The organism is Microbulbifer maximicatervae (SeqCode) (assembly GCF_052467615.1).
In genome coordinates, this window is record NZ_CP174319.1 from 4886896 (window position 1) to 4907007 (window position 20112).

The 20112-nt window shown below is 56.2% G+C and carries 14 protein-coding genes; 10 read left to right on the plus strand and 4 right to left on the minus strand.

The window, feature by feature from the left end; genetic code table 11:
* The first annotated feature begins 51 nt into the window (after positions 1-51).
* The 5 genes from aroB to ACJJIM_RS21640 all read left to right on the plus strand — a co-directional run bounded on the left by aroB (position 52) and on the right by ACJJIM_RS21640 (position 10131).
* Entirely contained in the window at positions 52-1137 is a 1086-nt protein-coding gene (aroB, locus tag ACJJIM_RS21620) for a 3-dehydroquinate synthase (RefSeq protein ID WP_444911943.1), read from the plus strand.
* Between the two features lie 343 nt (positions 1138-1480).
* Positions 1481-5929 carry a glutamate synthase large subunit gene (gene gltB, locus ACJJIM_RS21625; protein WP_444911944.1) on the plus strand — a complete coding sequence of 1483 codons (4449 nt, stop codon included), beginning with the start codon at positions 1481-1483 and terminating at the stop codon, positions 5927-5929.
* A 20-nt stretch (positions 5930-5949) separates the two neighbouring features.
* Entirely contained in the window at positions 5950-7368 is a 1419-nt protein-coding gene (locus tag ACJJIM_RS21630) for an FAD-dependent oxidoreductase (protein WP_282930294.1), read from the plus strand.
* Positions 7369-7528: 160 nt separating this feature from the next.
* A complete protein-coding gene (gene hemE, locus ACJJIM_RS21635) occupies positions 7529-8608 on the plus strand; it encodes a uroporphyrinogen decarboxylase (protein ID WP_108731435.1) in 1080 nt (359 codons plus the stop codon).
* 170 nt (positions 8609-8778) lie between these two features.
* Complete coding sequence (locus tag ACJJIM_RS21640; protein WP_444911945.1) at positions 8779-10131, plus strand: HD-GYP domain-containing protein; 1353 nt, start codon at positions 8779-8781, stop codon at positions 10129-10131.
* Positions 10132-10184: 53 nt separating this feature from the next.
* On the opposite strand, the gene asd is transcribed toward ACJJIM_RS21640, so the two are convergent.
* The 3 genes from asd to rsgA are packed head-to-tail and all read right to left on the minus strand — an operon-like array spanning position 10185 to position 12905.
* Positions 10185-11048: an archaetidylserine decarboxylase gene (gene asd / locus ACJJIM_RS21645; protein ID WP_444911946.1), complete on the minus strand. Its 864-nt coding sequence runs from the start codon at positions 11046-11048 to the stop codon at positions 10185-10187.
* Between the two features lie 25 nt (positions 11049-11073).
* Positions 11074-11868: a sulfurtransferase gene (locus ACJJIM_RS21650; protein ID WP_444911947.1), complete on the minus strand. Its 795-nt coding sequence runs from the start codon at positions 11866-11868 to the stop codon at positions 11074-11076.
* The gene (gene rsgA, locus ACJJIM_RS21655) at positions 11865-12905 is read right to left on the minus strand and encodes a small ribosomal subunit biogenesis GTPase RsgA (RefSeq protein ID WP_444911948.1); all 1041 of its coding nucleotides are present in this window, start codon (positions 12903-12905) and stop codon (positions 11865-11867) included. The genes ACJJIM_RS21650 and rsgA overlap by 4 nt, the downstream gene beginning before the upstream one ends.
* An 86-nt stretch (positions 12906-12991) precedes the next feature.
* Here rsgA and orn point away from each other — a divergent pair, with 86 nt between their 5' ends.
* Positions 12992-13531, plus strand: a complete 540-nt coding sequence (orn, locus tag ACJJIM_RS21660; RefSeq protein ID WP_444892595.1) for an oligoribonuclease — start codon at positions 12992-12994, stop codon at positions 13529-13531.
* 13 nt (positions 13532-13544) lie between these two features.
* Here the strand turns inward: orn and queG are convergent, their stop codons facing one another.
* The gene (gene queG / locus ACJJIM_RS21665; RefSeq protein WP_413664092.1) at positions 13545-14654 is read right to left on the minus strand and encodes a tRNA epoxyqueuosine(34) reductase QueG; all 1110 of its coding nucleotides are present in this window, start codon (positions 14652-14654) and stop codon (positions 13545-13547) included.
* A gap of 134 nt (positions 14655-14788) precedes the next feature.
* Between queG and ACJJIM_RS21670 the strand changes: the two genes are divergently transcribed.
* From ACJJIM_RS21670 to mutL, 4 genes are read left to right on the plus strand one after another with little or no spacing between them, the layout of a single operon-like run.
* Positions 14789-16270 carry an NAD(P)H-hydrate dehydratase gene (locus tag ACJJIM_RS21670; RefSeq protein WP_444911949.1) on the plus strand — a complete coding sequence of 494 codons (1482 nt, stop codon included), beginning with the start codon at positions 14789-14791 and terminating at the stop codon, positions 16268-16270.
* On the plus strand, positions 16270-16764 hold the full coding sequence (gene tsaE / locus ACJJIM_RS21675) for a tRNA (adenosine(37)-N6)-threonylcarbamoyltransferase complex ATPase subunit type 1 TsaE (RefSeq protein WP_444911950.1): 495 nt from the start codon (positions 16270-16272) through the stop codon (positions 16762-16764). Before ACJJIM_RS21670 ends, tsaE begins: the two co-directional genes overlap by 1 nt.
* Positions 16765-16819: 55 nt before the next feature.
* Positions 16820-18130: an N-acetylmuramoyl-L-alanine amidase gene (locus ACJJIM_RS21680; protein ID WP_413664095.1), complete on the plus strand. Its 1311-nt coding sequence runs from the start codon at positions 16820-16822 to the stop codon at positions 18128-18130.
* A gap of 45 nt (positions 18131-18175) precedes the next feature.
* Entirely contained in the window at positions 18176-20062 is a 1887-nt protein-coding gene (mutL, locus tag ACJJIM_RS21685) for a DNA mismatch repair endonuclease MutL (protein ID WP_413664096.1), read from the plus strand.
* Positions 20063-20112: the final 50 nt, after the last annotated feature.

A 20112-nucleotide genomic window follows, 5' to 3' on the forward strand; every position in this document is an offset into this window, starting at 1 on the left:
TAAAGTGCGTCTCACTTCTGTTGAGATAAGCACTAGGGGATTGAGAGCAGTATGCAAAGCCTTAACGTAGAACTCGGCGAGCGTAGTTATCCGATAATTATTGGTTCAGGTTTGCTCGGTGACCCGCAATATATCCTCCCTTACATTAAAGGCCGGCAAGTTTGCATTGTTACCAATGAAACTATTGCTCCTCTTTATTTGGCGACATTATTGGAAGGGCTAAAAGGGCTCGATAAAGTGGATGTTGTCAAGCTTCCCGATGGTGAAGCTTTTAAATCACTCGACACAGTGAATCGAATTTTTGATGTGCTGCTGGAAAAGCGTCACAACCGCACTACGACACTAATCGCGTTGGGCGGTGGTGTCGTTGGAGATATGTGCGGTTTTGCTGCAGCCTGTTATCAGCGCGGGGTTAACTTTATTCAGGTACCGACTACCCTGCTGTCTTTGGTTGACTCCTCTGTTGGGGGAAAGACCGGCGTTAACCATCCCCTTGGTAAAAATATGATTGGCGCCTTCCACCAGCCCCGCCTTGTCCTTGCGGATACCGATACCCTTGCCACATTGCCCGCACGTGAATTTTCCGCAGGCCTCGCCGAGGTCATTAAATACGGATTGATCTGTGACAGCCCATTCTTCAATTGGATCGAAGAGAATTTACAAAAGTTATTAACTCGGGAGCCCGATGCACTGGCTTACGCTATTGAGCGCTGCTGCGCCGACAAGGCGAATGTTGTTGCCAGTGATGAGCGCGAGAGTGGTCGTAGGGCGATACTGAATCTTGGCCATACCTTCGGCCACGCCATTGAGGCAGTGCAGGGGTATGGCAGTTGGTTACATGGTGAGGCCGTTGCCGCCGGAATGGTTATGGCGCTGGAGTTATCCAGGTTGCGCGGAGATATCGATGCAGAGCTGGTGGAACGGTTGCGAGCGATGCTAGAGGCGGCTGATTTGCCGCAGCAGGCACCGCAGGGCATGACAACCGATGAATTCCTCCAAGTAATGCAGGTGGATAAGAAGGTGCTGGACGGAAAATTGCGTTTGGTGCTGCTAAAGGCACTGGGAGAAGCAATTATTGTCGATGATACCCCCAGAAAAATGATTATAAATGCACTGAAAAACTGTGGTGCCGAGTGATAACCCTGCTCTTATTGTCTAAATAATAGGACTGAGTACCAGAAAGGTTAGCTGCTAGAAGATAAGTTTGGTTTTGTTTGATTTGACAGACTAATACACTGCTAAAAGTTGAAAATGTAGTGTTGGACAAGTAATATTGCGCCCCCCCGAAAGGAAAGGCGGGGCAAAAAACCGCCAATAACAACAAAAAAAGCCCCAGCAGAGGGCTTTTTTTATCTCGGGATCTTTTTCCAAGGGACCGCAGGAGAGCGTAGCGCGAAGCTTAAAGTGACATTCGCCCATAACAGGCACTTCTTTTTTTTAAGCGCCAGTGGTCCCCCAATCGATAGCGACGAGGAATTCTATGGGTAGCAGTCTGTATCAGTTGGATGAGTTTAAGGACAACTGCGGTTTTGGTCTGATCGCTCATTTGCACGGTGTGGCAAGTCACAAATTAGTGCAGACGGCCATTGAATCCCTCACTTGCATGACCCACCGGGGTGGTATTGCCGCCGATGGTAAAACCGGTGATGGTTGCGGTCTTTTGCTGCAAAAGCCGGATGCTTTCCTCCGCGCAGAAGCCAAGACCCTGTTTGGTGCTGAGCTGACAGCAACCTACGCAGTGGGATCAATCATGCTCCCACTAGATCAAGCCGAAGCCGATAAAGCCCGCAAAATTATCGAAACTGAGTTGCAAGCTCAGGGCCTAAAGACCGTCGGCTGGCGCACCGTACCGACTAACCCGGAATGCCTGGGCCCTATTGCCCGGGATTGCCTGCCACACTTTGAGCAGTTGCTGATCAACAATGCAGACGAGCCCCTCGGCGAGGCGAAATTCAATGCCCGTCTCTATGTGGCCCGTCGCAAAGCCGAGTTGCGCTTAAGTAGCGAAGTCTATATCGCCAGCCTTTCAACCAGTGTCCTCTCCTACAAGGGTCTGATGATTCCGGCTGATCTGCCCAAGTTTTTCCCAGAACTGGCCGACCCGCGCCTGGAAACCGCGATCTGTGTTTTCCACCAGCGTTTCTCTACCAACACCATGCCCCGCTGGCCTCTGGCTCAGCCATTTCGCTTGCTGGCGCACAATGGTGAGATCAACACTATTACCGGCAACCGCAACTGGTCTGTTGCCCGCACCAGTAAATTTGCCACTGACCTGATTCCAGAGCTGAATGAGCTGGTGCCCCTGGTTAACCGCGAGGGTTCCGACTCCTCCAGCCTGGACAACATGCTGGAGATGCTGTTGGCGGGTGGCATGGAGCTGCACCGGGCCGTGCGCATGCTAGTGCCGCCGGCCTGGCAAAATGTTGAAGGAATGGATGCGGATCTGCGCGCCTTTTACGAATATATCTCCATGCATATGGAGCCCTGGGATGGGCCGGCTGGATTGGTGATGACCGACGGCCGCTACGCAGTGTGTACCCTGGACCGCAACGGCTTGCGCCCCTCGCGCTGGGTGATTACCAAGGATGACCTGATCACCGTGGCTTCTGAAGTTGGCGTGTACGACTATGCCCCTGAAGATGTTGTGGCTAAGGGCCGCCTTGGACCAGGGCAGATGCTGTCGGTAGACACCCAAGAGGGCAAGCTCTACCACACCGCTGACATCGATAATATGCTCAAGCGGGCACAGCCCTATAAGCGTTGGCTTAAGGATAAAGCACGCCGTATCCGCTCTACTTTGGTTACCGCGCCGGTGGACAACAACTTCTCCCACCAGCAATTCAAGGTCTACCAAAAGCTGTTCAGCTCCTCCCTGGAAGAGCGCGATAAAGTCGTCCGGCCCATGGCTGAAGCGGGCCAGGAAGCGGTCGGTTCAATGGGCGATGATACGCCGATGGCGGTTTTGTCCCGCTACAACCGCTCGCTCTACGACTACTTCCGCCAGCAGTTTGCCCAGGTAACCAACCCGCCAATTGACCCCCTGCGGGAAACCGTGGTGATGTCTCTGGAGACCTGCCTGGGTCGAGAGAAATCCGTATTTGAGGAAACTCCAGAGCACGCGGACCGGGTAATCCTGTCTTCGCCAGTACTTTCCCATATGAAGTACACGGCACTCTTATCCCTTGATCGCCCGGGCTTCGAAGCGGAGATCTTCGACCTGAACTACGACCCCGCTGAACAGGACCTCAAGTCGGCGATTGAACAGCTCTGCGCCAAAGTTGAAGCCTCGGTGAGGGCGGGGGCTGTGATTGTAGTGCTGTCCGATCGCGATATTCGCGAGGGGCACCTGCCCATCGATGCACTGCTGGCGACAGGCGCGGTGCACCACCACCTGGTGCATGCGGGCTTGCGCTGTGACTCCAATGTTGTGGTGGATACTGCCAGCGCCCGCGATGCGCATCAGTTGGCCTGTTTGGTCGGCGTCGGTGCCACCGCAGTACACCCGTATTTCTCCTACAGCATTATCAATCACCTGATCGATACCGGTGAATTGCTGCTGGATGCCGCTGAGGCGCAGAAAAATTATCGCAACGGCATTATCAAGGGCCTGTTAAAGATCCTGTCCAAGATGGGCATTTCCACCGTTGCCTCTTATCGCGGCGCACTGCTGTTCGAGTTGGTGGGTATTTCCAAGGATGTGGTGGACCTGTGTTTCCCCGGAGCGCCCACTCGCATTGAAGGTGCCGGCTTCCCCGAGCTGCAAGCCGATATGGCGGCCCGCTCTGAAATTGCCTGGAAAGCCCGCAAACCGGTTTCCCCCGGCGGCCTGCACAAGTTTGTCTACGGCCAGGAGTATCACGCATTTAACCCGGATGTGGTGACTACCCTGCGGCGCGCTGCCAGCACCGGTGACTATGCCGCGTGGCGGGACTACGCGGAGCTGGTTAACCAGCGCCCCGTGGCGACATTGCGGGATATGCTGGACTTCAAGGAGAACATCGAACCGGTAGCTCTGGAAGACGTGGAGCCGGCAGAGCAGATTTTGCGTCGCTTTGATACGGCGGCCATGTCACTGGGGGCCCTGTCCCCCGAAGCCCATGAATCCCTGGCCCAAGCGATGAATCGCCTGGGTGGGCGTTCAAACAGTGGCGAGGGCGGTGAAGATCCAGCCCGTTTTGGCACTGATAAAGTCTCCAAGATTAAGCAAATTGCCTCCGGTCGTTTTGGCGTAACACCGCACTACCTGGTAAATGCGGAGGTATTACAGATTAAGGTAGCCCAGGGCGCCAAGCCCGGTGAAGGCGGCCAGCTGCCCGGCGGCAAGGTCAACGAATTGATCGCGCGGCTGCGTTATTCGGTGCCCGGCGTGACCCTGATTTCCCCGCCGCCGCATCACGATATCTATTCCATCGAGGATTTGGCGCAGTTGATCTACGACCTAAAACAGGTCAATCCCGATGCCTTGGTCTCGGTAAAACTGGTATCGCGGCCTGGGGTTGGCACCATTGCTGCGGGTGTTGCCAAAGCCTATGCGGATTTGATCACCATCTCCGGCTACGACGGCGGCACAGCAGCCAGCCCAATTACCTCGATTCGCTATGCCGGGTCGCCCTGGGAGCTGGGATTGGCGGAAACCCACCAGACCCTGCGTGCCAATGATCTGCGCGGCAAGGTTCGGGTACAAACCGATGGGGGGCTGAAAACCGGCCTCGATGTGATTAAGGCGGCAATTCTCGGTGCAGAGAGCTTCGGCTTTGGAACGGCACCCATGGTGGCGATCGGCTGTAAGTATCTGCGCATCTGTCATCTGAATAACTGTGCCACCGGTATCGCCACCCAGAAGAAGGACCTGCGTGACGAGCACTATATCGGCACCGCAGAAATGGCGATGAACTTCTTCCGTTTTGTCGCCGAGGAGACCCGCGAGTGGATGGCCAAGCTCGGGGTGCGCAGCCTGGGAGAGTTGGTGGGGCGTGTGGACTTGCTGCGCGTACTGGATGGCGAAACTGACAAGCAGAAAAAGCTGGATCTCGCGCCTCTATTACATACGGATGAGCTGTTGGACAGCAAGCCGCAAACCTGTCAGTCCGCGACGAATGATCCCTGGGATAAGGGTGAACTGGCGGAGCGGATGGTGGCGGATATCCTGCCTACCATCGAAGGCTTTAAAGGTGGCGAGTTCAGCTACGACGTGACCAACTGTGACCGATCCCTGGGGGCGCGCCTGTCTGGTGAGATCGCCAAGCGCTACGGTAACCAGGGCATGGTTGAAGCTCCGGTGAAACTGCGCCTCAAAGGGGTCGCCGGCCAGTCATTCGGTGTGTGGAATGCCGGTGGTTTGGATATGTATCTGGATGGCGATGCCAACGACTATGTGGGTAAGGGCATGGCCGGCGGCAAGCTGGTTATACGACCGCCGCAAGGTAGCTCATTCGCCTCCCAGGAAACCAGTATAGTCGGCAATACCTGTCTCTACGGTGCCACTGGCGGCAAGTTATTTGCGGCGGGTTGTGCCGGTGAGCGCTTCGCCGTGCGTAACTCCGGTGCCTTTGCGGTAGTCGAAGGGGCTGGAGATCACTGCTGTGAATATATGACCGGGGGTATGGTCGCGGTTCTCGGGCGCACCGGATTTAACTTCGGCGCCGGTATGACCGGTGGTTTCGCCTATGTCCTGGATATGGAGCGGGATTTCTTCGATCGCTGCAACCATGAGTTGATCGAGCTGCGCCGAATCAGCAGCGAAATTCTCGAGCCACACCAGAGTCACCTGCGCGAAGTTATCGAAGAGTATGCGGCGGAGACCCAGAGCGCCTGGGGCGCCGAGTTATTGGATAACTTCGATGATTACTTGAGCCGTTTCTGGCTGGTTAAACCAAAGGCGGCGAGCCTTGCAGATCTTCTTTCCGACGTGCGCAAGCGCGGCGAATAAAGGCGGGGTGGAGAAACAGTATGAAAGACAGACTGAACAACGACTTCCAGTTTATCGACGTAAGTCGCATCGATCCGCCGAAGAAGGACATCATCACCCGCACCGGCGAGTTTGTTGAAATTTATGAGCCTTTCAGCGAGCGACAGGTGGCCAGCCAGGCGCACCGCTGCCTGGATTGTGGCAACCCCTATTGCGAATGGAAGTGCCCGGTACACAACTACATTCCCAACTGGTTGAAGCTGATCAGCGAGGGCAATGTTATTGAGGCAGCTGAACTCTGCCACGAAACCAATACACTGCCGGAAGTCTGTGGCCGGGTGTGCCCCCAGGACCGCCTCTGTGAGGGCGCATGTACCCTCAATGATGGCTTTGGTGCGGTCACTATCGGCAATGCGGAAAAGTACATTACTGATACAGCCTTCGCCCTGGGTTGGCGTCCAGACTTAAGCCATGTTGAGAAAACGGGTAAGCGAGTAGCGGTGATTGGTGCCGGCCCGGCTGGTCTGGGCTGCGCTGATATTTTGGTGCGTAATGGCGTGCAGCCGGTGGTGTTCGACAAGCACCCGGAGATTGGCGGCTTGATTACTTTTGGTATTCCCGAGTTCAAGCTGGAAAAGTCGGTAATGCAGCAGCGCCGGGAAGTGTTTACTGAGATGGGTGTTGAGTTCTGTCTCAATACTGAGGTGGGTAAGGACATCAGTTTTGAGCAGCTGCTCAATGACTACGATGCTGTCTTTATGGGGATGGGCACTTACAACTACATGAGAGGTGGCTTCCCCGGTGAAGATCTGCCCGGTGTTCACGATGCTTTGCCATTCCTGATTGCCAACGTAAATCGCAATATGGGCTGGGAGCGCGATGCTTCCGAATTTGTTTCGGTTGAGGGCAAGCGCGTGGTGGTTCTCGGCGGTGGTGATACTGCCATGGACTGTAACCGCAGCTCGATTCGATTGGGCGCTAAGAGCGTAACCTGTGCCTACCGCCGCGATGAAGAAAATATGCCCGGCTCACGTCGGGAAGTGGCCAATGCCAAGGAAGAGGGCGTACAGTTCCTGTTCAATCGCCAGCCGGTTGAGATCGTTGGGGATGGCAAGGTGGCCGGGGTTAAAGTGGTCACTACGGAGCTCGGTGAGCCCGATGAAAACGGCCGCCGTCGCCCTCAGGTGGTGCCCGGTTCTGAAGAAATTATCCCGGCGGATATCGTTCTGGTGGCCTTTGGATTCCGTCCCAGCCCGGCGGAGTGGTTTCCGCAGCACAATATTGAAGTTGCCGACTGGGGTGGCGTCGTCGCTCCAGAAAAACAAAAATACAAATTCCAGACCTCCAATGAGAAGGTGTTTGCCGGCGGCGATATGGTGCGCGGCTCCGACCTGGTAGTGACCGCTATCTGGGAAGGGCGCCAGGCCGGTGAAGGTATTCTCGATTACCTGGATATTTAATCGTTTCTGATTTGCAGTGGGGGCACGGTCCCTCACTGCCCAATTATTCCGTGCACATTTGTGCCAGTCCCAATAGGCACCTCGCAATATCTTTGCCACCCTGTGTATAGCGGCCAAGCCCCTGTACAATGCCCGTTTTTTTAGCCCGCTCGGTGTGCCTATGTCTGATACCAAACCGTCCGAATTGAAAAACGACCGCTTTCTTCGCGCCCTTCTGCGCCAGCCAGTGGATCGAACGCCCGTGTGGATGATGCGACAGGCGGGGCGCTACCTGCCGGAATATCGAGCCAGCCGCGCCGAAGCTGGCAGCTTTATGGATCTGTGTCGCAATACTGAGCTGGCCTGTGAGGTAACGCTGCAACCTCTGGAGCGCTACCCGCTGGACGCCGCCATTCTGTTTTCCGATATCCTGACTATTCCCGATGCCATGGGCCTGGGCCTCTATTTCTCTGAAGGAGAGGGCCCGAAGTTCCACAAGCCCCTGCGCACGGCGGCTGATATCGAAGCCCTGGAAGTGGTGAACAGCGAAAAGGATTTGGACTATGTGATGAATGCCGTGTCCACCATCCGCCGCGAGTTGAATGGTCGCGTGCCGCTTATCGGCTTCTCCGGCAGCCCCTGGACGCTGGCGACTTATATGGTTGAAGGTGGCTCCAGCAAGGATTTTGCCCGCTGTAAGGAAATGCTCTACAACCGCCCTGAGCTGATGCACCAGTTACTCACGGTGCTGGCCGACTCTGTTACCGATTACCTGAACGCCCAGATTCGCGCTGGAGCCCAGGCCGTACAGATCTTTGATACCTGGGGCGGGGCACTCAGCCACAGTGCTTACCGTGAATTCTCCCTGAAATATATGCAGAGAATTCTCCAGGGGCTGATTAAAGAAGTCGACGGTCGTCGAGTGCCGGCCATCCTGTTCACTAAGGGAGGTGGTCAGTGGTTGGAAGCAATGGCTGATACTGGCGCTGACGCCCTGGGCTTGGATTGGACGACAGACATTGGCAGTGCCCGCGCCCGAGTGGGAGACAAGGTGGCCCTGCAAGGCAACTTGGATCCAGCTGTTCTCTATGCGAGTCCCGAACGAATTCGCACAGAAGTGGCGGCTGTTTTGAAGTCTTTTGGTCAGGGTAGTGGCCACGTTTTCAATTTAGGTCACGGAATTACCCCCAAGGTAGATCCGAAACATGCTGGAGCCATGATTGAAGCTGTGGTAGAGCTGTCAGCCCAATATCACGCCTAAACGGGTCACTGATCTCTGAGTCTGTGAATGCAGTCTCACTTTGGGCGGGTGAACCTTAATATCTCTCCATGATATAAAGGTGAGCTTGCCCAGAGGACCGAGGATTTTACGCCACGGGGTCTTTCAGGGCAGCTTTTTAGCGTTAACTACAGTTGTCGGCACCTTCCCCAGTGGCAATCGAACAAGCAAAAATTTCTGTCGGTGATTTACAGCGCGGCATGTTTGTCTCCAAGCTCGACAGGCCTTGGACACGCACTCCATTTGCGCTGCAGGGTTTTTATATCCGCGATTTGGAAGAAATTCGGCAGCTACAGAAATACTGCCGGTTTGTTTATGTCGATATACACAAAACTGTCGGCAGTGCCGGAGTTACCCTGCGCCGATTACTCGGGGGCAGCGACACTTCCGCAAAGGGCCGTGCTTCCGGCCGCACAGCGGTCACTATCCCCTGCAAACCTGTCACTGTTTCCCATAAAAAATACCCCCCTCCGCAGCCGGCGCAACGGGAAGCCAGTAATGCGCGCAAGCTTCACGGCCAGATCCTCTATGGTATGAGTGAAGTGATGGGGCTTGTTGCTAACAACAGGCCCATACCGGTACAGCAGGTCAACCAAGTCGTTGAGGATTTAGTAGAAAGTGTGCTGCGCAGTCCCGATGCGTTTGCCTGGCTGGCCCGTGTACGAGATAAGGATGAGCACACTTATAGTCACTCGGTACGTGCCAGTATTTGGGCGGTGCTATTCGGCCGCCATATCGGTCTTTCACGCAGTGATTTACTAAAGCTCGGGGTGGCTACTCTGCTGAAGGATGTAGGTAAGCTGGCTATCGATGGGGAAGTGTTGCAGATGAAGCAGCGCGATCCGCGCAGTGAATTAGAGTATCGAAAGTTTGTGCAGCATAGCGTCAAGATGCTGTCGGCAGACCCACAAATAGATCCGAAGGTTATCGAAGTCATTAGTGCCCACTGCGAGCGTCATGATGGTAGTGGTTACCCTGAGGGCTTGCGCGGTGACAGGATTTCAGTGTTGGCGCGCATGTGCGGAATAGTGACTTTCTATGATGAAGCCACTAACCCAAGAGGTTCCAGTGAGCCGGTAGCGCCATCCCGGGCAGTTGCCAAGTTATATGACCTGCGGGGTATTGCCTACCAGGAACAGTTGGTAGTGGAGTTCATTCAGGCTATTGGCCTCTATCCCACGGGTACTCAGGTAGAGTTGTCCACCGGAGAAGTCGGCGTGGTCGTGGAACAGACCTACGACCGGCGCTTGCGACCAAAGGTAATGATCGTTCTCGATGGGCAAAAACAAACGCTCAGCAGGCCTCGCCTGTGTGACTTGGCTGAAGTTGAGGATCGAGAACAGAAGCTTATCGAGCGTGGCAAGATGAGTGTCGAGGAAAAGGTCAGTATCCTCAGGGATATAGAACCCGGAGCTTACCCCCAGGTGGATGCGGCGAATATTCGCGACAATTATTTATTCCGCGGTGGCCGACTGGGGCAGCTGCTGACGCGCCTGACAAAATAAACGTTCTCTTTTTCAGAGGCGGCAGTTAAAACTGCCGCTGTCCCTTACTAATATCAGTCCTTGCCGGATAATAAATTACCGAAATGCTCACCCATGCGCACGGGCGACTCGGCTTCCAGCTGGTCGAGCCAGCTCACCTGGTCTGCGCCAAATAGCATAATGACGGTAGAGCCCAGCTTAAAGCGTCCCATCTCCTCACCTTTCTCCAAGTGGATGGGTGCCTTATCCAGATAATCTGTGTTGATGACTTTGCGCTGGATAGGAGCGACTTGTCCGGCCCAAACGGTTTCGATACCGGCGACAATCATTGCACCCACCAGGATCATTGCCATGGGGCCTGCTTCCGTATCGAATACGCAGACCAGACGCTCGTTGCGCGCGAACAGGCGCGGAACGTTTTCTGCAGTTACCGTATTTACAGAGAAGAGTTGTCCGGGCACATAGGTCATGCTGCGCAGGGTGCCGGCCATGGGCATATGCACACGGTGATAATCCTTCGGTGACAGATACACAGTGGCAAAATGTCCGTCATTAAATTGTGCTGCTACCTTGGGATCACCGCCCACCAGTTCAACCAGGCTGTAGTCGTGACCTTTAGCCTGGAAAATACGGCCGTTATGGATCTGGCCCAGCTGGCTGATGGCGCCGTCGGCGGGGCTGGCGAGGGTGTGTTGCCCTTCGATAATGGGACGGGCTCCGTCTACCAGCTCGCGGGTGAAGAAATCATTGAAGGTGCGGTAGGCAGTGCAGTCGCTCTCTTTGGCCTCCTGCATATCCACGCCGTACTTCTCAACAAACCAGCGGGTGAAAGGATCTTTGATCCACTTGAGTTCAGTATTCGCCAACCAGCCGGCAGCGCGGGAGAGTGCATGTTGCGGCGTTAGGTATTGCAGGGCGGCAAAAAGTTTAGGGTTCATAAATCTACGTCTTTTCTCAATGTATCTACTGCTGTACCGGAGTATTGGGCAAATTGCCCCACTCACTCCAGGAGCCTGGATAAGCGCGAATATCCAATCCCAGGGACTTGCCCACTAACCAGGTAAAAGCGGAGCGGTGATGGCTCTGGCAGTGGGTAACAATCTTGTGAGAGCTATCAATTCCCTGTGCAGCGAGGAATTCGCGGGCATCAGATCTAATGCGCAGATCTTTTTGCGGATCCATCAATTGGGTCCACTCGCAATTGATTGCTCCCGGGATATGACCGCCCTTCATGGCCAGGACCCGCTCACCGCGATATTCCTGGGGTGAGCGAGCATCCCAAACAAGGAATTCATCATTGCCCAGTTGATCCTGGATTTGCTGGGCGTCCATCGCAGCTGTGCTGTTGACGGTGATTTGAATATCACTCGGCTCAATATCCGGTGCCTCGGTAGTGAGAGGAAGGCCGGCGCCTCGCCAGGCCAACATGCCACCATTCAAATAGCTGTAATTGCGGTGGCCTATCATTTCCAAGGTCCACAAAAAGCGCCCAGCCCAACCGCCACCTTCGTCATCACAGGCGACCACATGTTGTTCCGGCTTCAAGCCGATAGCTTGAAAAATCTGGGTCAGCTGTTCGATACCGGGAAGTTTGCCCGGTGCGGGCGCGGTGCCAGCCATCAGCGCCTGGAACGGCAGATGAATAGCACCTGGAATATGGCCGTTGAGGTAATTGTGGGGTGAGCTGAGGTCTACAATCAGCAGTTCTTCGCGCTCAAGCTGAGTCGCGAGCTCATCCGCTTCGATGATCAGTTTCAAAACTTGTTCTCCGATTCCAGGCTGTTGCGCAAATGCAGAAAACTATTCATGCGACGCTCGCTAATTTTTCCATCGGTCAGTGCCTTCTGGATAGCGCAACCGGGTTCGCCCTGGTGGCGGCAGTCGCGAAAGCGGCAGTGCCCGATAAATGGTCGGAATTCGACAAAACCTTCCAGTAGAGCGGCCTCCTCCATATGCCAGAGTCCAAACTCGCGAATCCCGGGGGAGTCTATCAGATCACCCCCACTGGGCAGGTGAAACAGTTCCGCCGCAGTGGTGGTGTGAGTCCCCTTTTGGGTTGCCTCTGATAGAGCACCGGTGCGGGCGCCGGCACTGGGAAGCAGTGCGTTGACCAGGGATGACTTGCCCACCCCGGACTGCCCTACAAAAACGCTACATCCCTGCGCAAGGGTTTCCAGCAGCTCCGGCAGGCCCTCGCCAGTTTTGGTAGATAACCGTAAAACCGGGTAGCCGAGCTCCGGGTAGGGGGCAAGTAGCTCCTCCAGTGAATCGCGATTACGCTCATCAATCAGGTCGGTTTTGTTGAGCAGCAGCATGGGTGCTATGCCGGTGGTCTCTGCGGCTACCAGGTAGCGGTCTATGGCATTGGCAAAAGGTTCGGGGTAAGGGGCGATAACGATCAATATGCGATCGATATTGGCTGCAACAGTTTTCAGGTCGCCGTAGCGATCGGGTCTTTGCAGCTCGGAATTGCGCGGCAGGCGCGCGCCGATAACACCAATGCCCCCATCGCTGTCTTCGCTGGCAGGGTGCCAGGCAACGCGATCGCCGGTCACCAGGGTTTCGATATTGGCGCGCAAATGGCAGCGCTGGCGCAGGCTCGGATCACTCTCGCTCTCCACTAAAACCTGTGTGCCATAGTTGGCGATAACCAGGCCGATCTGTTCCTGCTCCAGTTGCCCCTCTTCCAGGGCCTCTTCGGCAGATTGCTCACGCTTGCGGGCGCGGGCTTCACGTTCCTGCTGGATTTTGTTGATACGCCACTGTTGGCGGCGATTTAATTTGCGTTTACTCATGCACTAGCACCTGGAGACTAGCGGCGGATTATAGCTATTGCAGGGTAGTTGCGGTAACTTGCGCGGAAAGTTTGAGGAGACCCGTTGTGGATCAGAACAACCTGATCTGGATTGACCTGGAGATGACAGGCCTGAATCCGGACAAAGAGCGCATTATTGAAATTGCCACAGTCGTGACGGATTCACGCCTGGAGATTCTCGCCGAGGGTCCCTCAATGGTCATTCACCAGAGCGATGCCTTGCTAGATGCAATGGATGAATGGAATACCGAACAGCACGGTGGTTCCGGGCTGGTAGCTCGGGTCAAAGAATCCAGTATTTCCGAAAGGGACGCGGAGAGGGAGACCCTGGAATTCTTGCGACAGTGGGTCCCTGAGGGAGCATCTCCCATGTGTGGCAACTCTATCGGCCAGGATCGCCGGTTCCTGGTGAAATATATGCCGGAGTTGGAATCCTATTTCCACTATCGCAACTTGGATGTCAGCTCGGTGAAGGAATTGGCTCGTCGCTGGCGCCCGGAGGTTTTGGATGGAGTTAAAAAACACAGCAGCCATTTGGCGCTCGACGATATCCGCGATTCTATTGAGGAATTGCGCCACTACCGCGAGACTTTTTTCCGCCTCTGACCCCCACTCCCGATTAGCCAGCGGGCTTGCGTTTGATTTTACGCTTGCGCCTGCGCCCGCTGCGCAACCGCTCCAGCGCCCAATCGATATGCTCCAGAACCAGGGGCGTGGCGCCGGCGCGCGCACTTTCCAAGGTATTGATGACTTCGGGCGTGGCCTCCCCATTGCCTAAGGCAACAGCCAGGTTGCGCAGCCAGCGCTCGTGGCCGATTCGGCGAATGGCCGAACCCTCAGTCTTGCGCAGGAACTCCTCTTCGCTCCAGGTAAACAACTTCAGTAGCTCACCATTGTCCAGTCCGTGTCGGGGATGAAAATCTTTTTCCTTGGTGGGCTTGGCGAATTTATTCCAGGGGCACACTATCTGGCAGTCGTCACAGCCGTATATTCGGTTGCCGATGGGCTCGCGAAATTCCTCAGGGATTGGGCCTTTGTTTTCAATAGTGAGGTAGGAGATGCAGCGCCGCGCATCCAGGGTGCGGTCATCGATGAAGGCATCGGTAGGGCAAACCCTGAGGCAGGCGACACAGTCGCCACACTGATCATGCTCCTCGCTGATATCTATGGGGAGTGGCAAGTTGGTGTAGATTTCGCCGAGGAAAAAGTAAGAGCCGGCGGTCGAATTCAGTACCAGCGTATTTTTACCAATCCAGCCCAGGCCGGCCTTGGCTGCCAGGGCCTTCTCCATTACCGGGGCGCTGTCGGTAAAAGCCCGACCTTTCGATTCAATGCCCCGCTCGGCGCAATAGGTATCAATTTGCTTTGATAGATTGGCCAGGCGTTTGCGGATCAACTTATGGTAATCGCGGCCATTCGCATAGCGGGATACATAGGCCTTACTCGAATCCTTCAACACTTTAATCGGCTGGGTGTCCGGCGGCAGGTAGTCCAGACGCACGCTGATTACCCGCAGTGTTCCCGGCTCCAATAATTCGGGGCGCCAGCGTTTCTCACCGTGAGCGCCCATCCAGTCCATATCAGCGTGATAGCCCGCATCAATCCAGGCGCGCAGGCGTTCCCCTTCCTCCTCCAGCTGGCAATCGGTAATACCCACTTGTTGGAAGCCCAGTTCTCTGCCCCAAATTTTGATCTGTTGGGCTAAGTCGGCGAGCAGTGATTCGGTCATAGATAAAGCGGCTCGATATTCCCTGCAAGCACAATGCCTGGCCGGGGCGGTATACTTTGCGGTTGGCGCAAACGATGGCGATGTAATTGCCTATTTTGCCACAGATGAATTCTTGACCACATCGCGGGAGCTGCATGGACACGCCTCAACCTCTATACAGTGCCGAGTCGGTACGTGAGCTGGATCGACAGACGATTGCTGCACTGGAAATCCCCTCCATTCAACTGATGAAGCGCGCCGGTCGCGCGGCTTTTTCACATCTACGCAGGCACTGGCCGGAGATCGGCCGCCTCCAGGTTTTCTGCGGTGGTGGGAACAACGGTGGGGATGGCTATGTGATTGCCGCCCTCGCCGCGCAAAAGAAAATCCCGGTCACCGTTTATGCGTGTACCGATCCTCAGCACCTGAGTGGCGATGCCTGGGAGGCCTATGAGTACGCCTGCCGGGAAGGTGTCCAGGTGGTGAACTCTCTCGCAGAACTGGATACGGCGGATGCCAATACACTGATTGTGGATGCATTGCTGGGAACGGGCTTTAGCGGTGAGCTGCGCTCCGGCGTGGCGTATGCGGTTGAGCGAATCCGCAAAAGCCCTGGCCCGGTGTTGGCTGTGGATATCCCCTCCGGTCTGAGTGCCGATACCGGCAGTGCCGGCGAGGCGGTCAGTGCCGATATAACGGTGACTTTTATCGGCCGCAAAATGGGGCTCTACTGCGGTCGCGGCCCGGCGCTTTGCGGAGAGGTAATTTTCGAAGGCTTGGGGGCACCTGAGGCTGCCTACCGAGCAGTTGAGCCTTTGGCTATACGTTACGAGGCTGATGCCATCCGCCGCCTGTCAGCGCGTGCCGCCGATAGCTTTAAAAACCAGTTTGGCCATATTTTGGTTGTCGGCGGTGATACCGGATTTGGCGGTGCTGCATTGATGGCTGCGCAATCCTCAGCGCGCTGTGGAGCCGGGCTGATTTCCCTGGCGACCCGCCCTGAGCATTTGTCCGCAGCGTTAACTCGCAGTCCGGAAGTGATGGCTCATCCGGTGATTTCCGGGCAGGAGCTGGAACCGCTGCTCGAAGGCCCCAGCGTAATTGCAGTGGGCCCCGGTTTGGGGCGCTCCCCCTGGAGTGAGCAGCTGCTGGCGCGAGCCGGCCGAGCTGAGGCGCCCTTGGTCGTAGATGCCGATGCATTGAATATTCTCGCTGAGGGCCGGGTTCTGGCCGGGGTCCGGCGGGATGACTGGGTGTTAACCCCACATGTGGGGGAAGCCGCCCGCCTTCTGGGTTGTGATACCGCCGAGGTGCTCGCCGATCCGTGCGCAGCTGCTATTGCAGTTCAGCAAAAATTCAGTGGCGTGGTGATATTAAAAGGCGCCGGCACCCTGATTGCACATGATGGTGGTGTTGACCTGATCAACAGCGGTAACCCGGGCATGGCTTCCGGTGGTATGGGAGACCTCCTCACCGGTATTGTTGCAGCATTGATTGGCCAGCACTTGCCGCTGGTGGAGGCTGCCCGACTGGCGGTGTGGTTACACGGAGAGGCGGGTAATCGCGCTGCCGAAGAGGGTATGCGGGGATTACTCGCTACGGACTTATTGCCCTGGATTAGACGTTTGGTAGATTGATGGCGAGTGAATTGAAATTACATTTGGCTGATGAAGCAGCCACCGCATCCGGCGGCAACTTGCTCGGGCAGGCCTGTCTCGCGGCGGGCCTGCAACAGGGGCTGACGCTGTATTTAAATGGCCAGCTGGGTGCGGGAAAGACAACTTTCTGTCGGGGGGTACTGAGGGCCTTTGGGCACGAGGGTGCGGTAAAGAGCCCCACTTACACCCTGGTGGAACCCTACGAACTCGAGGCTCACCGGGTTTACCACTTCGACCTCTATCGTCTGGGTGACCCGGAAGAGTTGGAGTTTATGGGGGTGCGGGATTATTTCTCTGCGCAGAGTTTGAGTCTTGTAGAGTGGCCCGAGCGGGGCGAGGGCATATTGCCCGATCCAGACTTGGAAGTTGAGTTGGAAGTACCGGAAAGTGGTCGCCAGCTCAGGTTAATTGCGCACTCGCCCGAGGGTGAGCGCGTAATAGACCTGCTGCAAAAGCTGCTGCGAGCATCCTGAAAACGCCTGAACACAGGGAAATACTGATACCAATAAGCAAAGGGGCTGGGAAGTAATGAGTTTTATGTGGCGGTCTCTGTTAGTTGTCGCGCTGTGGTTGGCAGTTTTCCTGCCGGCTTCTGCGACGCAAGTGGAAGGTGTGCGCGTCTGGAGAGCACCCGACCATACGCGTCTGGTTTTTGATTTAAGCGACCCGGCAGAGCACAAGTTATTTACCCTCAAGGACCCCCACCGGGTGGTTGTCGACCTCTCTGATACCGAGTTGAAGGCTGAGCTGGACAAGTTGGATCTGGACAAGACGCCGATCGCCCGGGTGCGCCATGCCCGTCAGAATAAAAAAGATCTACGGGTTGTATTGGACCTAAAGCAGCAGGCCAATCCGCGCAGCTTTGCTTTGCGGCGCCATGAAAACCTGCCGGATCGATTGGTGATCGACCTTTATGACGAGGTTAAAGGCAGCGAGAAGACGCTGGAGCAGGTCAGTAGTGAACGCAATATCATTGTCGCTATTGATGCAGGGCACGGCGGGGAAGACCCCGGGGCTTCCGGTCCCGGTCGCTTGCGGGAAAAGGATGTAGTGCTGGCGATTGCCAAACAGCTGCACAAAAAGATAAACGGTGAGAAGGGCTTTACTGCCAAACTGGTGCGCACAGGGGATTACTATATCCCTCTGCGGGAACGGGTAAAAATTGGGCGCAATATGCGTGCGGACCTTTTTGTGTCGATCCATGCCGATGCCTTTACCCGTAAAGATGCCCGTGGCGCTGGGGTCTACGCGGTCTCCTCCCGGGGTGCAACCAGTGAAACCGCCCGCTTTTTAGCCGCGCGGGAAAACGAGTCCGACCTTATCGGTGGCGCCGGCAGTTTGAGTCTGGGCGATAAGGATGACACCCTGGCCGGCGTATTGCTCGACCTCTCTATGACTGCCACCATGAATGCCAGCCTGGATATCGGCGCCAGTGTGCTGTCACAGATTGGCACCGTCACTCACCTGCATAAAAAACAGGTGGAGCAGGCCAATTTCTCGGTGCTGCGTTCGCCGGATGTGCCTTCAATTTTGGTGGAGACGGGTTTTATTACCAATCCCCAGGAAGCGAAACGCCTGCGCGATCCCAGTTTCCAGCGCAAGCTGGCGCAAAAGCTCAGTGACGGTATAGTGGCGCACTTTAAGAGCCGCCCCCCGGCGGATACCTGGCTCGCCGCCAACCAGAGCGATAAGTCTCGCAACCACGTTATCGCTCGCGGGGAGACCCTTTCGGGTATCGCGGCGCGATATAATATCTCCGTCGCCGCCCTGATGAGAGCGAATGGCATCAAGAACTCCGTGATTCGAGTGGGGCAGACCCTGAGTATTCCTTCCGGCTGAGACCTCAGTGTCGAGCGGTCCTTGCAGCATTAACAGGCCAGATTCATGCACGATAAAATCCAGCAACTCTCTCCCCGCCTCGCCAACCAGATTGCAGCTGGTGAGGTAGTTGAGCGCCCGGCATCAGTAATCAAGGAGTTGCTGGAAAACAGCCTGGATGCGGGCGCTACACGGCTAGAGGTCGATGTGGACGGCGGTGGTAGCAAGCGCATGAAAGTGCGCGATAACGGCAAGGGCATAGAGCGGGAAGACCTGCCAATGGCCCTGGCCCGCCACGCGACTTCCAAGATTCATGCATTGGAAGATCTGGAGGCGGTGGCCACCCTGGGCTTTCGCGGTGAGGCCCTCGCCAGTATTTCCTCGGTGGCGCGCCTGGCATTGACCAGCAGCCGCGATGAAAGTGGCAAGGGTTGGCAGGTAAGTGCGGAGGGCCGCGACATGCAGGCGCAGCTCGCGCCCTCGGCTCACCCCCGTGGCACCACGGTGGATGTGCGCGATCTGTTCTTCAATACGCCCGCTCGGCGGAAATTCCTGCGCACAGAAAAAACAGAATTCAATCGCATTGACGAGACGATTAAGCGCTTGGCGCTGTCCCGATTTGATGTCTCTATCAGCCTGCGCCACAACGGCAAGGGTGTGCATAATCTGCGTGCGGGCACCGGGCGGGTGGAAATGGAGCGCCGTGTGGCCCAGGTGTGTGGGCCGGCGTTTATGCAGAATGCGCTGCATATCGATGTGGAGCGCAGCGGCCTGCGCCTGTGGGGGTGGGTTGCGGAACCCGCATTCTCGCGCTCCCAGGCCGACTTACAATTCTTTTATGTCAATGGCCGGGCTATTCGCGACAAGGTGGTCAGCCACGCGGTGCGCCGGGCGTTCGCCGATGTTTTGTACCATGGTCGCCATCCGGCATTTGTACTTTATCTGGAGCTGGACCCGGCTTCCGTCGATGTGAATGTGCACCCGACCAAACACGAAGTGCGTTTTCGCGATAGTCGCCTGGTACACGACTTCCTGTTTGGCAGTTTGCACCGGGCCCTGGCGGATGTGCGCCCGGGGCAGAAAGAGGAAACAGAAAGCGAGCCAGAGCAGGAGCGCCAGGAACAGGTCACGGGTTTGCAGGCCGGTGAATTTGCCGGGCAGCATAAAATGCCACTCAGCAATCGTCCCTCGCCCTCAAATTTGCGCGAGCAGATGAATGCTTACGGCGCTCTGCACCAACCGTATCAGGACTCATCCCCGGCGACACAACAGCCGCAGGATGCTCCTACCAGCCGGCCAGTGCCCGTGCCCCAAGCATCTTCCGGGACGACCATAGGGGCCGGTGCGGGCATTGAAAGCGAATCCGAAGTGCCGCCGCTGGGCTTTGCTCTGGCGCAGTTGCATGGAATCTATATTCTCGCGCAAAACGAGCATGGGATGGTTGTTGTCGATATGCACGCTGCCCATGAGCGCATTGTCTATGAGCAGATGAAAGTGGCTTATGCGGCCGGTGGAATTCAGGCTCAGCCCCTCCTGGTTCCAGTGAGTCTGGCTGTCAGCCAGCGGGAAGCGGACTGCTTCGAGGAGCGCAGCGAGGTGTTTACCGCGCTTGGTTTCGTATTGCAGCGGGCCGGTCCGGAGACCTTACTGGTGCGCCAGGTACCCACAATGCTGCACGGCGCGGAAGTGGAACAGCTTGTGCGCGATGTACTCTCGGACCTGCTCGGCGAAGGCGACAGCGCCCGTATTGGTGAGCGCATCAACGAAGTGCTGGGGACAATGGCTTGTCACGGTTCTGTTCGCGCAAACCGACGTCTGACAATCCCGGAAATGAATGCTCTGCTGCGGGATATGGAGCGCACGGAGCGCAGTGGCCAGTGCAATCACGGTCGCCCGACCTGGACCCAGGTTAAACTGGCAGATATGGATAAGTGGTTTATGCGCGGCCAATAGGTACGCGGCAGAAGTGGGTGGTAGTTTGAATAACAGCTTGCCGGGTGATA